Here is a 14308-nt window from a genome sequence, read left to right on the forward strand (position 1 = left end):
TGCGCTGGCAGCCGCGCTCGCTCCCAGCCTGGCCGAGGCGATGCGGACCGCACGTCGGCCGGCCTTCGTAGTCCTCGACGGGACGCTTCATGCCGACGGTTGCTGTGAGCCATGCCCTCGAAGGCTGGCGGCACCTGCGGAAGCTCCGCATGAAGCGACTTGACCGAGTCACGCCAACCTCTTTCTTTCTTCTTCAACCTCTAGTCGAATAGCACCACTTGAAGCACACGCGTGTCGTGCGTTGCGGATGTCCCTGACCAGGACCCCATCTACCTGCAGCCGACCGCGTCACGGGAAGGACCCCACAGGTGACCCACAGACCCTGGATGCTCAGGGCAGCGGCGACAGCCACGTTCTCGACCTTCGCGGTGGCGCAGGCCGCGAAGGTGCACCGACGACGGCCGGGGATCGGCGCGATCCGATGGCCACGCCGGGCACGACCATGACAGCTCCGCCCGGAGTGCGACGGTCGTTCGACGGCCGACTGGGCAAGCCGAGCACCCGCCTGTCCCCAGCTACCTGAACGCCCCCGGCCCGCATACGGCTACGGCTACGGCTACGGCTACGGCTACGGCTACGGCTACGGCTACAGCAACGACTAGGCCGGCTCACGGCACCCCTGGGGCGGTGCACCCCGGCCCCCCGGCCCCCAGGCCCCCGGCCCTCCGGCCCGCCGCAGTCACCTCCCCCTGGCAAGAGATCGCCACGTCAAACGGAGACATACATGCCCAGCTCTCCCCTGAACCGCCGCGCATTCGTCCTCCTCGGTGCCACGGTCGCCGCGGCAGTCGGCGCCCGGACGTCGGTGGCCGCCGCGGCGACCTCCCCCACCTCCTCCACCGCGCTCGCCGGTACGCCGACGCCGGTCCGCATCGTCGACGACAAGGCGACCCCCGCCACCCGCGCGCTGTTCGCGTACCTGAAGCGGCAGCAGGGCAAAGGCATCCTGTTCGGTCACCAGCACGACCTCACCTATGGCTTCACCTTCACGACCCCCGACGGCAAGGCGTCCGACACCAGGGCGGCGGTGGGCGACCACCCCGCGGTCTTCGGCTGGGACACCCTCATCCTCGACGGCGACGAACGCCCCGGCGTCGAGGGCGGGACCGAAGCCGAGAACATCGCCGCGCTCAGCCGGTGCATCCGGCAGGGGGACGCACGCGGCGGGATCAACACCCTCAGCGCTCACATGCCGAACTTCGTCACCGGCAAGAACTTCTACGACACGACGGGCCGCGTGGTCGGCCAGATCCTTCCCGGAGGCGCGAAGCACGCGGACTTCAACGCCTTCCTCGACCGCGTCGCGAAGGCGGTCAAGGGCGCACGGCGGCCGGACGGCACCGCGATCCCGGTCGTCTTCCGCCCCTTCCACGAGAACAACGGAGCCTGGTTCTGGTGGGGCGCCGGCCACACCACCTCGGCCGAGTTCATCGAGCTGTTCCGGTACACCGTCGAGTACCTGCGCGACACCAGGGGCGTCCACAACCTGCTCTACGCCTACTCGCCCAACTCGAGCTTCGGCGGCGACCCGACCGGCTACCTGAAGACCTACCCCGGCGACCGTTTCGTCGACATCCTCGGCTACGACTCCTACGACGAGAACGCCGGACCGACTCCCTGGCTGGACGGTGTGGTGAAGGATCTGGCGATGGTGGCCCGGCTGGCGAACGAGCGAGGCAAGGCACCGGCCTTCACCGAGTTCGGGGAGGGCGGCACCGAGGTCCGCGACCCGCAGTGGTTCACCAAGCTGTCGCAGGCCATCCAGGCGGACCCGCTGGCCCGTCAGATGACGTACATGCTCACCTGGGCCAACTTCGGTGGCACCAAGCGTGCTTATGTCCCGTACCCGGGCCACGTCCTGCTACCGGACTTCGTCGCCTACCACCAGGACCCCTACACCCGGTTCGCCGCCGACCTCCGGGGGGTGTACTCCGCTCGCACCACCGCTGTCAGGAACGCCCCGTTCATGCACCTCGTGACCCCTACGGACCGGCAGCGCGTAGCTGCCTCCAGGACCACCGTCCGGGTGCGCGTCACGCCCGCGAGGGCGAGCCGGGTCACCTACCGCGTGAACGGCGGACGCGCCAGACGGCTGCGCCTCGACGCCGACGGCTTCTACTCGGGCGACTGGTCGATCGACCCGGCCACGCGGAACAACCGCTCGGTGACCCTCACCGTGAGCGCGCGGGTGGACGGCAGGACGCTCACCGACTCCGCCGTGGTCCTCCTCGACGAGGCCCGACCGCTGCCCGCCGGCTGGGTCGACGACTTCGAGGGATACGCCGGAGACGACGTCGCCCTGAGCGAGGCGTACACCCATGTCAACTCCCACACCCTCACCCTGTCGGCCGACCACAAGTCCTCGGGCTCCTACGGACTGGCCTACGCGTACGACTTCACCGGCGCCGAGTACACCGGCACCGGCAAGCCGGTCGACGCGGACTGGTCCGCCTTCACGTCCCTCGCGCTGTGGCTGCGGGGCGACGGTTCCGCAAACGGCGGGGCGCTCCAGATCGTCGCCGGCGGAGTCGATTTCTGGTACCAGGTTCCGCTGTCCGACACGAGCGGGCAGGACATCAGGGCACCCTTCAGCGAGTTCACACCCGCTCCCTGGGACACCGCGAACGCCGGGGCCGTGCTCGACGCGGCTCACCTCGCCGAGGTGAAGGCGTTCAATCTGTACCTCGTCCATGGGAGCGGCGCGGCGGCCAAGGGCATCGTGTACGTGGACGACATCAGGGCCGAGTGAGGACGTGGACGAGGTCCCCGTTCCTCCTTGAGGAGGTCGCCGCGCTCGGTGATTCTCACGGACTGTCGTCCGACCGGTCTCCGGCCCGTGCCGTCGTCCGGACCTGTTCGATCACCGACTGGACGGCGGTGACGAAGTTCTGGGGGTCGTCGAGCGCGCAGAACCGCGGGGAGACACGGGCGATGTTGGGGTACTGGTCGGGCGGCAGTGTGAGGTAGTCCGTCGTCCACGCACGCAGGTCCGCGTCCCTGAGTTCCGGTGGCAGCGCGGCGAGGCTGGCGTCCATGGCGCTGTAGGCGAGCACGAGGTCGGCGAAGACCCGGTAGTAGCGGGCGGCGTCCGTGTCGTCGAGACCGGCCCTGCGCATGCAGTCGAGCTTCCGCTCGACGGAGCGGAACTCGTTCTTCCGGCGTGCTGTACGCGCGGCGGCCAGGGCCCCGACGTTCGGGTGCCGGAGGAAGGCGTCGTGCGTGTGGATCGCGATCTGCATCAGGTCGTGCGCCCAGTCGTCCGTGGGCGGTGGCGTGTGCGCGAGCGCCTCCTCGTGCAACGCGTCGATGAGGGCGAGCAACAGTTCGTCCTTGTTGCGGAAGTGGCGGTAGATCGCCGTCGGGTGGGCCGACAGTTCCCGCCCGAGTGCCTGGAAGGTCAGTTTGTCCATGCCCGCCGAGTCGGCGACCCGGAACGCGGCCTTGATGATCAGCTGCTGGCTCAGGGTGCCCCGCGGCAGCCTGCTTCGGCTCGCGCTCGTGGATGCCTTGCTCGTTGTCATGTCTCCGTCCCCGTTTCCTTCCCCGACTTCTTCCCCGACGTCGTGCTCTCCCCTGCCGGCGCACCGGTGTCCGGGGCGGTGTCAGCCCGCCACGGCGGAGCCGTCCGCACGCGGATCCGTGGCCGCCGCCAGCCATGGCCGCCCGGCGACCGTAACCCGGCGCACCAGTTGCCCGTGGCCCACTCCGTCGTCGTGGGGCTCGATCCGCTCCACGGTGAAGCCGGCGCGCTCGATGGCGTGGACGCCGGCGGCGGGCACGTCCCGCTCCGCCTTGACCACGCCCGCGCCCTCCGTCACGCCCGCCTCCATGGCTCCGAGTACCCAGCGCGGCGCGGATGTGGCGTGCCGGGGCGGTGCGCCGTTGGCGAGGTGCAGTGCCAGGTGAGTGTGCACCTGCGGTTGGGCGCGTCCCCCCATGGCACCGTGGGCGGCGCTGAGTCGGCCGGCCTGGCGGGTCAGGACCGGCATCAGGGTGTGCAGGGGGAGCTTGCCGCCGGCGAGGCGGTTCGGCGAGGTGGGGTCGAGGGAGAAGGACGCGCCCCGGTTGTGCAGCACGACGCCGGTCGCGGGGTCGAGGAGAGCGGCTCCGAAGGCGTGGAAGACGCTCTGGATCAGGGAGACCCAGGTGCCGTCCGCGTCCGCGACGACGACGGCGACGGTGTCGCCCGACACCTTGCGCTGCCCCGCCGGTCGGACGGGCGAGTCCGACATCGCCTCCTCGGCGACGGCTCGGACACAGGCGTCGGACAGGAGCTCTTCGACGGGGACGGTCGTCCAGTCGGGGTCGGCGCAGTGGCGGTCGCGGTCGGTGGCGGCGCGGGCGAGCACGCGCGCGACCGTGCCGGCGTCGCGGCCCGCCGGGTCGAGGGGGCCGCGGGCCGCGCGGACGAGATCGAGCGCCTTGAGGGCCTGGAGGAAGTACGGGCCTTGGGAGTTGTCGCCGCTCGACAGGTACTCAACGCCGTCGTACGACGCGCTGTGCGGTCGCGAGAGCCGTACGGTGTGCTCGGCGAGGTCCTCCTGCGTCATGGCCGAGCCCCGTTCGGCCAGCAGCTTCACCAGGCTCGTGCCCACTTCACCGCCATAGACGGCGGAGGGGCCCTGGTCCGCGATCGTCGCGAGCGTGCGGGCGAGGTGGGGCTGGCGGAGCGTCTGCCCGGCGGCCAGGACGTCGCCGTCCGCGAAGAACACTCCGCGCATCCCGGGGTCGAGGGCGAGGCCGGCGCGTTCCCGCCTCAGGTCATGGGCGAGGCCGGGGGCGACGGCCACGCCGTCCCGGGCGGCGGTCTCGGCGGGGGCGAGCGCCGCCGCGAGCGGACGGCTTCCCCAGCGTGCGGCGAGTTCGGCCCAGCCGGCGACCACGCCGGGAACCGTCACGGGCAGGGCGCCGAGTACGGGCATCACGTCGTACGCCGCCGTCAGGGACTCGACGTCGACGGCCCGCGGCGACCGTCCGCTGGAGTTGACGCAGCGGATCTCACCGTCGGCGGTGCCGACCAGGGCGAGCAGGTCGCCGCCGACCGAGCACTGGTTGGGATACACGACCGTCAGCAGGGCGGCGGCCGCGAGTGCCGCGTCGACCGCGTTGCCGCCGCCGCGCAGCACGTCGGCCGCCGCATTGCTCGCAGCCGCGTGCGGGGTGGCGACGGCCCAGTCCGGACCCTGCGCGCCCAGCTGGCGCTCGGTGAATGCCGACATCGCTCCCTTTCCCGGTGGACCTCAGGACCTCTGCATCGAACCTCTGTTAACTGCCTTGTAACAGTGGGTCCTTGACAGTCCTGAACCGTCCGCCCTAGCTTCCCGTTTCACGGAACTCCATAGTCAATGGCGCTGACTATGGCATTGACTTACTTACCGCGCAACAGTGCGAATCCGTGAAGGAGTTCGGTATGGCCAGGTCGCTCCTCTGTTCTCGCCGATCGGCGTTCACGCTGGTCGGAGCCGTTGCCGCGGCGGCGGTCACACTCACCGGCTGTGGAGGTTCCACGGATGCCGCCGGCACCTCCGGCCCCACCCTCCCGGCGTCCGTCAAGGTGCCCGCCGACACGCTGGTGAAGGACGGACAGATCACCTACTGCTCCGACATCAGCGCGCCCCCGCTGACCTTCTACGACGCGTCGCAGAAGCCGGTGGGGGCCGAGATCGAGCTCGGAGACGCGCTCGCCGCCCAGCTCGGTGTCCGCGCGGAGTGGGCCAACACCAGCTTCAACGGCATCATCCCGGCGTTGCAGGCCAAGCAGTGCGACGCGATCATCAGCCAGCTCTACATCAAGCCGGAGCGGGAGAAGGTCGTGGACTTCGTGCCGTACATGTACGCCTCCAACACCCTGCTCGTGGCGGCGAAGAGCGCCGGGGACATCAAGAACGCGGACGACCTCTGCGGCAGGAAGGCGGCCGGGCAGACCGGCACGACCGTCGTCCAGTACCTCACCGACCGGTCGAAGCAGTGCGAGGCGGCCGGCAAGGCGAAGATCGACATCCGGCAGTTCACCAAGGACAGCGAGGCCCTCCAGCAACTGCGCCTCGGTCTCGTCGACTCCTACGGCACGACCCTCGAAACCGCCGCGTACGCCACCAAGCAGCAGCCGGACACCTTCGCGTTCGTCGGCGAACCGTTCAACCGCATCAAGGTCGGCGCCGCCACCCGCAAGGACAACCCGGCCCTGCACGATGCGCTGACCAAGGCCCTGGCAGCAGTGCGGAAGAGCGGGACGTACACCTCGATCCTCAAGAAGTGGAACCTGACCGGCGACGACATCGAGGGGAAGTAGACGTGGCCGACGTCCTGCTGCTCGCCGACTCGGCACCGGGAGCCGGCTTCGACTGGTCCTTCTTCTGGCACCAACTGATCTCGCCCTCCGGTGCGTTCCTGGAGGGACTCTGGCGCACCGTCTACATCTCGGTCGTCGCCCAACTCCTCGGCGTCGCACTGGGACTTGCCATCGCCCTCGCCCAGCGCAGCCGCTTCGGCGCCCTGCGCCAGGTGGGCCGGACCTACGTCTGGCTGGTGCGCGGCACACCACTGCTCGTCCAGCTCGTCCTCGTCTACAACGGCCTCGCCGCTACGGGCATCTACCGGTTCACGGACCTCGACCTCGGCGGCTTCGTCCTGCTCGGTGTCGTCCAGGCGGCCGTCCTCACGCTCGCCGCGAACGAGGCGGCGTACATGGCGGAGATCTTCCGCGCGGCGCTGGACGCCATCGACCCCGGGCAGACGGAAGCGGCCCAGGCGCTGGGGATGACTCCGGCGCTGACCATGCGGGTCATACTGCTGCCCCAGGCGCTGCGGATCGTCGTGCCGCCACTGGGCAACGAGTTCAACCTGATGATGAAGTCGACGTCCCTTCTGTCGGTCATCGGCCTGCAGGAGATGTTCCTGACGGCACAGTCGATCAACTCGGCGACGTTCAAGACCTTCGAGATCTTCCTCGTCGTCGCCTGCTACTACCTCGCCCTGACCACGGTCTGGTCCTTCGTCCAACGCCTCATCGAGCGCAAGTTCGCGGACCCCGGCGTCACCGTGGCCAGACCGTCCCTGCGCGAGCGGTTCGTCGGCGGGGGCCGCTACGCCGGTCGCAAGGAGGACTCGCTCGTCGGCAAGGGAGCGCACTGACATGGAAACGACTACGACGGCGGTGATGTCGGCCCGGGGAGTGGTGAAGCACTTCGGCGGCGTACGCGTCCTGGACGGCGTGTCCATGGACGTCATGGCCGGTGAAGTCGTGGTCGTCGTGGGCCCGTCGGGCTCCGGCAAGACCACGTTCCTGCGCTGCCTCAACCATCTGGAGACCATGGACGAGGGCGAGATCCTCGTGCACGGCCGCCCCGTGGGCTACCGGCCCGGCTCCGGGCGGCCGGTCGAGGAACGGCCGAAGGTCGTCGCCGAACGCCGTCGCGACATCGGCTTCGTCTTCCAGCGCTTCAACCTCTTCCCGCACCTCACGGCCCTGGAGAACGTGGCCGTGGCCCCGGCGAGGGTCCTCGGCCTGTCGAAGGCCGAGGCGCGGGAACGGGCGCACGCCCTGCTGGCGAGGGTCGGCCTCGCCCACAAGGCGTCGTCGCGGCCGTCCGCCCTGTCCGGAGGTCAGCAGCAACGTGTCGCCATCGCCCGCGCCCTCGCCATGAAGCCGGCCCTGATGCTCTTCGACGAGCCGACCAGCGCCCTGGACCCGGAGATGGTCGGGGAGGTCGTCGAGGTGATGAAGGAGTTGGCCGAGGACGGCACGACGATGATCGTCGTCACCCACGAGATGGGCTTCGCCCGCTCCGCGGCCGACCGCCTCGTCATGTTCGACCAGGGTGTCATCCTGGAGGAAGGGCCTCCGGAGAAACTCATGACCGACCCCGACCACGCGCGCACACGAGCGTTTCTGCACCGGATCCACGAGCACGGCTGAAAGCCGTTGTGTGTAAGCGGCTCGACCTGGCGACCGGTGCGGGTGGTGAAGACCGACGGACCGTGAACCCGAGGAGGAGCCGTGGCGACGGGTCCTCCAACGCCCCCGCGACCCCCGGCGCATCGCACGCCGGGGGTCGCGGGGGCCGAAGGGTCAGTCCACGTTGACCACCTTCCACAACTGGCTGTTGGCGTTCGTGTCCGTGTTCTGGACGAGTTGAGTGCCGCCCGAGGACACGTCGAGCAGCTTGTCGCTGTTCACGTTCTTGATCTTGTAGTAACCGTTTCCGGTGGCGACCAGTGTCCAGCGCTGGTTCGCGGCGTTGGTGTCGGCCGCCTGGATGACGGTCGCGCCGTCCGCGGTGGCGGCACCGCTGACCTCGATGAGCAGGCCACTGTTCCGGCTGACGATCTCGTAACTGCCGTCACCCACCGGGGCGAAGCGCCAGTTCTGGTTCAGGGCTCCGGAGTCGGTCCACTGGATGACATTCGCACCGGCGGACTTCGACGCGCCTGAGACGTCGATCGCCTTGTTGCTGTTCTTGTTGACCACCTTGTAGTTGGCGTTCGTCGCGGGGAACTGGATGGAGGCGAACGCGTCCAGGGCGCAGACCGTGCCGGAGGAGGCGGTGTTCTTCGTCCCGGTGCACACCACCTTGATCGTGTGTGGGCCCGAGGCCAGGTCCGTCTTCTCGAACAGCGGCACCTGCTTCGTCACCGTCGAGGCGTAGGCGTCGAGGCCCGCCTGGGCCAGGGTGCCGTCGATGTAGACGTCCACCTTGCCCATGTTCGGCTGCGTCATGCCGAGGTACCGCACGCCCGTGCCGGTGAAGGAGAACTCGGCGTAGGCGCCCGTGGTGTTCGTGAACTTCTCGGACCCGTTCATGTCCTTCGTGTCGTTCCAGTTCGACCAGGTCCCGGAGTAGGTCACGCCTGCGGCCTTGTCGTCGACGTGGCTCCAGCGCTGCCGTACGACGGCCTTCGACGCGGGGGACGCGTTGCCCTGGGCGTCCACGACGTAGAGCCGGTAGTCACCCGCTGTCTGCGGGACACGGATGCTCGTCGAGGTGCCGCTCGCGCTGGTCTTGGTGGGACCGGCGGCGAACGTCGTCGTACCGGCGGGCGCCAGCCAGAGCGTCTTGGTGGAGTCTCCCGGGCTGCGCACCGGAATGGTCATGACGCCCTTGCCGGTGAAGGTGCCGGCGGGCAGCGCGTGGTCCGGCGAGGTCGTGATCGCGGCGGGGAGGATGTCCTTGTAGGCGTCTTCCACACCCGCGTTCACGGCGATGGCGTACGCCGGTGACGGCCACACGTTGTCCACGTACGCGCGCACGTCCTGGATGGTGCTGTTCGGGACGCCCTTGTCCCAGATCTTGTTGACGGCACCGTAGGTGTTGGTGAACTTCAGGTCGTGCTGACGGCCCCACGTGCCGGAGTGGATGACGGACGTGACGTCCTTGTCCACGTCGAGCACGTTGTCGTGGTAGTTGATGAAGGCGGAGCCTTCATCGGGGTGCAGGCCGTACTTGTGGCCGGCCGGAACGCCCTGGATGTAGTTGTCGCTGATCTCGGTTCCCGGCTGCGCTCCCAGGGTGTAGATGGGGCCGGAGTCGGCGAGCGTCTGCATCGTGTCGACGATCTGGTTGTAGCGGACGGTGTTGTTCTTCGCCGTGGTGGTCGGGTTCCCGGGATTGATGGAGTTCGTCGAACCGTCGAAGTTCCACCAGCCCCAGCCGAGGGTGATGCCCGCCCACGGGGACTTCTCGATCCGGTTGTGCTCCACGGACAGGGAGTCCACGAAGTACGCCGACACGGGGCTGGATCCCTGGAACAACACCGCGCTGTCGTGGAGGTAGTTGTTCGTGATCGAGATGTTCTTGCAGACGCCCTCGACGTTCACCGGGTACTTCTCGTTGTTGGTCGAGGTGTAGTCCCCGATGTACACGTGCTGGGGGTGCCCCACGGTGATCGCGGAGCCGGCTATGTCATTCGTGACGTTGCCGATCAGCTGCGAGTCGGTCACGTCGTTGACCATGTTGATTCCGTCGGCGCCCGTGTGCTGCACCGTGTTGCCCCGCAGGGTGATGCCGTCGGCGTTCTCGATCTGGATGATGCCCGGCGGCAGGTCGACGTTGCGGTAGGTGTACGCGTGGAAGTTCTTCTTCGCGTACACGGTCGAACCGGAGTTGCCCTGCTGGCCCTGCCGGAAGACGGAGTCGCCCACCTTGGTCAGGCCCCAGTCGGAGTGCTCGACCTTGAGCCCGGAGAACGTGATGTTCCGCGCGTGGTCGGTCCTCGACGTGCCCGCGATCCTGAGGAGGGTGGACACGTTGTTCGGCGCGAAGACCTTCGCCGACGTCATGTCCTCGGAGCCCGACTTGTAGTAGTAGACGGTGTGCTGCGTCTTGTCGAAGTAGAACTCGCCCGGCTGGTCGAGGAATGCGTACGCGTTCATGAGGGTGTGGGTGCCGGAGGCGTCGAATCTGCCGTTCGGCGGCCCCTGGGCGATGGCCGCGCCCGGCTGCTGGAACAGGGCCACGCGGTTGGCGCCGTCCGAGCTCGTGGTGATCTGCCGGACGCCCACGATGGCCGACGTCCAGGTCGTCTGCGTTCTGATCTCCACGTCGTCCTGGTTGGCGGCGATCGCGGGCAGATCGGTGAGGCTGTACTTCGCGCCGTCGCACTGCGAACCCGACTCCCAGGCCCAGGGAGCCTGGCCGGCCGTGACGGTGTAGGTGCCGTGGCAGCCGGCCGAGGGAACCGTCTTCGAGGCCATCTGGGCACGCTTGCCGTCGACATACAGCGCGCGGAGCTTGTCGTCGCGGTCCAGCGGGGCCTTCCAGATGTTCCCGCTGTGCTGGGTCCAGCCGTCCACCGGGACTCCACCGTTCAGCACCGGCTTCTCGTCCTGGTAGGCGGCGTACACCACACGGTGGCCGTTCGTCCCGGAGTCGGCCGACGTGAAGTCGATGGTGCTGCTCACGGGGTAGTTGCCGCCGCGCAGATAGACGTTGATGTCGCCGGTCATGTCGTCGTTGACCGTGCGTACGACGTCCCGTGCGTGCCGCAGGGTCTTGAACGGCGCGGAGATCGTCCCGGCGTTGGTGTCGCTGCCGTCGGGGGCGACGTAGTAGGTGGCCTGGACCGCGGCCGAGGCCGGGGACGCCAGCGTGAGGGAGGTCAGCGGCGTCGCGCAGAGGACCGTGGCCAGCACGGCCGAGATTCTGCGGGCGGTGGAGGGGAAGGGCTTCATCGTCCGCCCCTCCTGCTGGATCGGTCGGTCGGGAAAGCGTTCATGCGGCGGCTCCGGGGGTGCGGGCGTGCGATTCAGCGGACGGGGGTGACTTCCTCAGTACTTCCTCGGTGCTTCCTCAGTGGCAGAAGCGGTACGGGTTTCCCTGGCGACGGACGCGGAGTGGCCCGGGTAATCGGTCGGGCGGGGGGAGGTCGACCGGACGTGGTGTGCCCTCCCCCTTCAGCGGCATCAAGGGGCACCGCCGGCGCTGATGGGGACGTCCTGCCTGATCAGTCCCCGCTCGCGCAGGTCGTCCCAGAGCGCCCGGGGTACGGCGCTCCGCTGGAGTGCCACGTTCTGCGTGACCTGCGCGCGGTCACGCATGCCGAGCGTGACGTTGACGGTGCTGGGGTGGGTGCCCGGGAAGGCGATGGCGGCGGCGGGGAGGCTGGTGCCGTGCTCCTCGCAGACCTCCGCGATCGCCCGTGCGCGGGCGACCAGCTCCCGGGGAGCGTCCTGGTAGTCGTACTTCATGCCTTCGGCGGGCCGTGGACGCGAGAGCAGCCCGGAGTTGAAGACACCGGCCGCGACGACGCTCTTGCCCGTGTCCCGCGCGGCGGGCAGCACGTCGTCCAGCGCCGACTGGTCGAGGAGGGTGTAGCGCCCGGCGAGCATGACCACGTCGGCGGCGGTCTCCCGCAGGAAGCGGGCGAGCATGGCCGACTGGTTCATACCGGCGCCGACGGCCCCGACGACCCCTTGGTCGCGCAGCTCCGCCAGAGCGGGCATGGCCTCGTCGGCGGCCTGCCGCCAGTGGTCGTCGGGGTCGTGCACGTAGACGATGTCGAGCCGGTCGAGGCCGGTGCGGCGCAGGGACTCCTCGATGGAGCGGAGCACGCCGTCGCGGCTGAAGTCCCACCGCCGGCGCAGGTCGTCCCGGACGACGAAGCCCTCACTGTCGACGCCCTGGGGACGCTCATTGGGGACGAGGAGCCGGCCCACCTTGGAGGAGACCACGTACTCGTCCCGAGGACGCTGCCGCAGCGCCGCCCCGAGGCGCCGTTCGGAGAGCCCGAGGCCGTAGTGCGGCGCGGTGTCGAAGTACCGGATGCCCGCGTCCCAGGCCGCGTCGACGGCGGCCGACGCGTCGGCCGCCGAAGTGGTGCGGTACAGGTTGCCGATCACCGCCGCGCCGAACCCGAGGGCGGTGAGTGCGACGGACGTGCGGGCGACCGTCCGGCGTCGCATGACGTCCTCCTCGTGGACGTGGCCGGGGACGCGGACGTCGACCTGGCCCGGTACGGAGTCGGGGCCGCCGCTCATCGGCCGAGCCATCCGCCGTCGACGGGCAGGGTGGTGCCGTGGATGTAGGCGGCGGCGCCGGAGGCGAGGAAGACGGTGGCGCCGGCCAGGTCGTCGGCGCTGCCCCAGCGTCCGGCGGGGATGCGGTCCAGGATCGCCTTGCTGCGGACGGGGTCGTCCTGGAGGGCCTGGGTGTTGTCGGTGGCGATGTAGCCGGGGGCGATGGCGTTGACGTTGACACCGTGCGGGGCCCACTCGTTGGCGAGGGCCTTGGTCAGACCGGCGATGCCGTGCTTGGCGGCGGTGTAGCCGGGGACGGTGATGCCGCCCTGGTAGCTGAGCAGCGAGGCGGTGAAGATGACCTTGCCGTGGCCGCGGGCGACCATGCCGGCGCCGACGGCGCGGGTGAGGACGAACTGGGCGCTGAGGTTGACCTGGAGCACCGACTCCCAGTCGGCGTCGCTGTGCTGGGCGGCCGGGGCGCGGCGGATGGTGCCCGCGTTGTTGACGAGGATGTCCACCGGGCGTTCGCGTCCGGCGAGGTCGGCGCCGAGGGCGCGGACGGCGTCGGGGTCGGCGAAGTCGGCGCGGATGGCTTCGAAGGTGCGGCCCAGGGCGGTGACGTCCTTCTCCACGTCGCTGCCGGATTCCTCCAGGGAGGCGCTCACTCCGATGATGTCGGCTCCGGCGGCGGCGAGGGCACGGGCCATGGCCCGGCCGATACCGCGCCGGGCTCCGGTGACGACGGCGAGCTTCCCGGTGAGGTCGAAGGCACTCATACGGCGGCTCCCTGGGTGTCGTCGGAGTGGTCGGTGTCGTCGGCGCAGTCGAGGAGGATCTTCATCACGTCGCCGCCCTCCAGCGCCTCGAACGCGGCGGGCGCCTGGGTGAGGGGGACGACCTTGCTGATCAGCCGGCCGGCGGGGACGGTGCCGTCGGCGACCAGGGCGACGGCCTTCTCGAAGTCGGAGCGGTCGTACAGGCGGGCGCCGACGAGGGTGAGTTCGCGCCAGAAGAAGCGGTGCAGGTTCACCTCCCGGGGCCGGGGGTGGATGGCGACCAGGCACAGCCGCCCCCGCACCCCGAGGACTTCCACGGCGGTGTGCACACCGCCGGCCGCACCGGACACCTCGAACGCGACGTCCGCGCCCGCGTCGGCCGTCCAGGCGCCGACCAGGGCGGCGATGTCGTCGGCGGCCGGGTCCCACGTGGCCAGCCCCAACTCCTCGGCCGTCGAACGGCGGTGGGCGCTCAGCTCCACCACCCGCACCTCGGCCCCGGCGGCCTGCGCGACGAGTGCGATCAGCACCCCGACCGGACCGCCGCCGACGACCACGACCTTCTCGCCCTCGGTGACCCGCGCCCGGCCTACGTCGTGCACGGCCACCGCGGTGGGCTCCACGAGCGCCGCCCGGTCCAGCGCGAGTGACTCCGGCAGGCGGATCAGGGTGGAGGCGGGCACGGTCCAGCGCTGCTGCATGGCGCCCGGGGAGTCGATGCCGATGAAGTCGAGGTGCTGGCAGACGTGTCGGTGACCGGCCCGGCAGGCGGGGCAGGTGTCGTCCCAGCGCAGCGGCATCACGGTCACCGCGTCGCCGGGCGCCCAGTCCTGCACGCCCGGACCGACCCGGAGGACCCGGCCGGACATCTCGTGCCCGAGGACGGCGGGCCTGGCGACGCGGGCGTCCATGTCGCCATGGAAGATGTGCAGGTCGGTGCCGCAGATGCCGACGTAGGCGGGGGCCAGCTCCACCTCGCCGGGGCCCGGCTCCACGCCCGTAGCGGGGGCCGTGTCCAGGGTGCGGGCAGCCGTGTAGTGGACGGCGAGTGTCATCGTGTTCTCCAAAGTCCTCT

General features: G+C 69.8%; 10 protein-coding genes. 4 read left to right on the forward strand and 6 right to left on the reverse strand.

Annotated elements, in window-relative coordinates; all coding sequences use genetic code 11:
• The first annotated feature begins 724 nt into the window (after window positions 1–724).
• Complete coding sequence (locus tag GWK25_RS38490; protein ID WP_215456121.1) at window positions 725–2749, forward strand: glycosyl hydrolase; 2025 nt, start codon at window positions 725–727, stop codon at window positions 2747–2749.
• Between the two features lie 55 nt (window positions 2750–2804).
• On the opposite strand, the gene GWK25_RS38495 is transcribed toward GWK25_RS38490, so the two are convergent.
• A complete protein-coding gene (locus GWK25_RS38495; RefSeq protein ID WP_215456124.1) occupies window positions 2805–3521 on the reverse strand; it encodes a TetR/AcrR family transcriptional regulator in 717 nt (238 codons plus the stop codon).
• 81 nt (window positions 3522–3602) lie between these two features.
• Window positions 3603–5219 carry a gamma-glutamyltransferase family protein gene (locus tag GWK25_RS38500; protein WP_215456128.1) on the reverse strand — a complete coding sequence of 539 codons (1617 nt, stop codon included), beginning with the start codon at window positions 5217–5219 and terminating at the stop codon, window positions 3603–3605.
• Window positions 5220–5410: 191 nt separating this feature from the next.
• Between GWK25_RS38500 and GWK25_RS38505 the strand changes: the two genes are divergently transcribed.
• Genes GWK25_RS38505 through GWK25_RS38515 form a run of 3 tightly spaced genes read left to right on the forward strand, consistent with a single transcriptional unit; the run spans window position 5411 to window position 7918 of the window.
• Window positions 5411–6292, forward strand: a complete 882-nt coding sequence (locus GWK25_RS38505) for an ABC transporter substrate-binding protein (RefSeq protein ID WP_215456129.1) — start codon at window positions 5411–5413, stop codon at window positions 6290–6292.
• Between the two features lie 2 nt (window positions 6293–6294).
• Entirely contained in the window at window positions 6295–7134 is an 840-nt protein-coding gene (locus tag GWK25_RS38510; RefSeq protein ID WP_215456131.1) for an amino acid ABC transporter permease, read from the forward strand.
• Window position 7135: 1 nt separating this feature from the next.
• On the forward strand, window positions 7136–7918 hold the full coding sequence (locus GWK25_RS38515) for an amino acid ABC transporter ATP-binding protein (protein ID WP_286014574.1): 783 nt from the start codon (window positions 7136–7138) through the stop codon (window positions 7916–7918).
• 153 nt (window positions 7919–8071) lie between these two features.
• Here the strand turns inward: GWK25_RS38515 and GWK25_RS38520 are convergent, their stop codons facing one another.
• The 4 genes from GWK25_RS38520 to GWK25_RS38535 all read right to left on the reverse strand — a co-directional run bounded on the left by GWK25_RS38520 (window position 8072) and on the right by GWK25_RS38535 (window position 14288).
• Window positions 8072–11170: an RICIN domain-containing protein gene (locus GWK25_RS38520; protein WP_215456132.1), complete on the reverse strand. Its 3099-nt coding sequence runs from the start codon at window positions 11168–11170 to the stop codon at window positions 8072–8074.
• 231 nt (window positions 11171–11401) lie between these two features.
• Window positions 11402–12400 carry an aldo/keto reductase gene (locus GWK25_RS38525; protein WP_215457883.1) on the reverse strand — a complete coding sequence of 333 codons (999 nt, stop codon included), beginning with the start codon at window positions 12398–12400 and terminating at the stop codon, window positions 11402–11404.
• Between the two features lie 71 nt (window positions 12401–12471).
• The gene (locus GWK25_RS38530; protein ID WP_215456133.1) at window positions 12472–13233 is read right to left on the reverse strand and encodes an SDR family oxidoreductase; all 762 of its coding nucleotides are present in this window, start codon (window positions 13231–13233) and stop codon (window positions 12472–12474) included.
• Window positions 13230–14288, reverse strand: coding sequence for a zinc-binding dehydrogenase (locus GWK25_RS38535; protein ID WP_215456138.1), 1059 nt, complete (start codon window positions 14286–14288; stop codon window positions 13230–13232). The genes GWK25_RS38530 and GWK25_RS38535 overlap by 4 nt, the downstream gene beginning before the upstream one ends.
• Window positions 14289–14308 lie beyond the last annotated feature (20 nt).

Source organism: Streptomyces sp. ATCC 21386 (genome assembly GCF_018728545.1).
Taxonomy (GTDB): domain Bacteria; phylum Actinomycetota; class Actinomycetes; order Streptomycetales; family Streptomycetaceae; genus Streptomyces.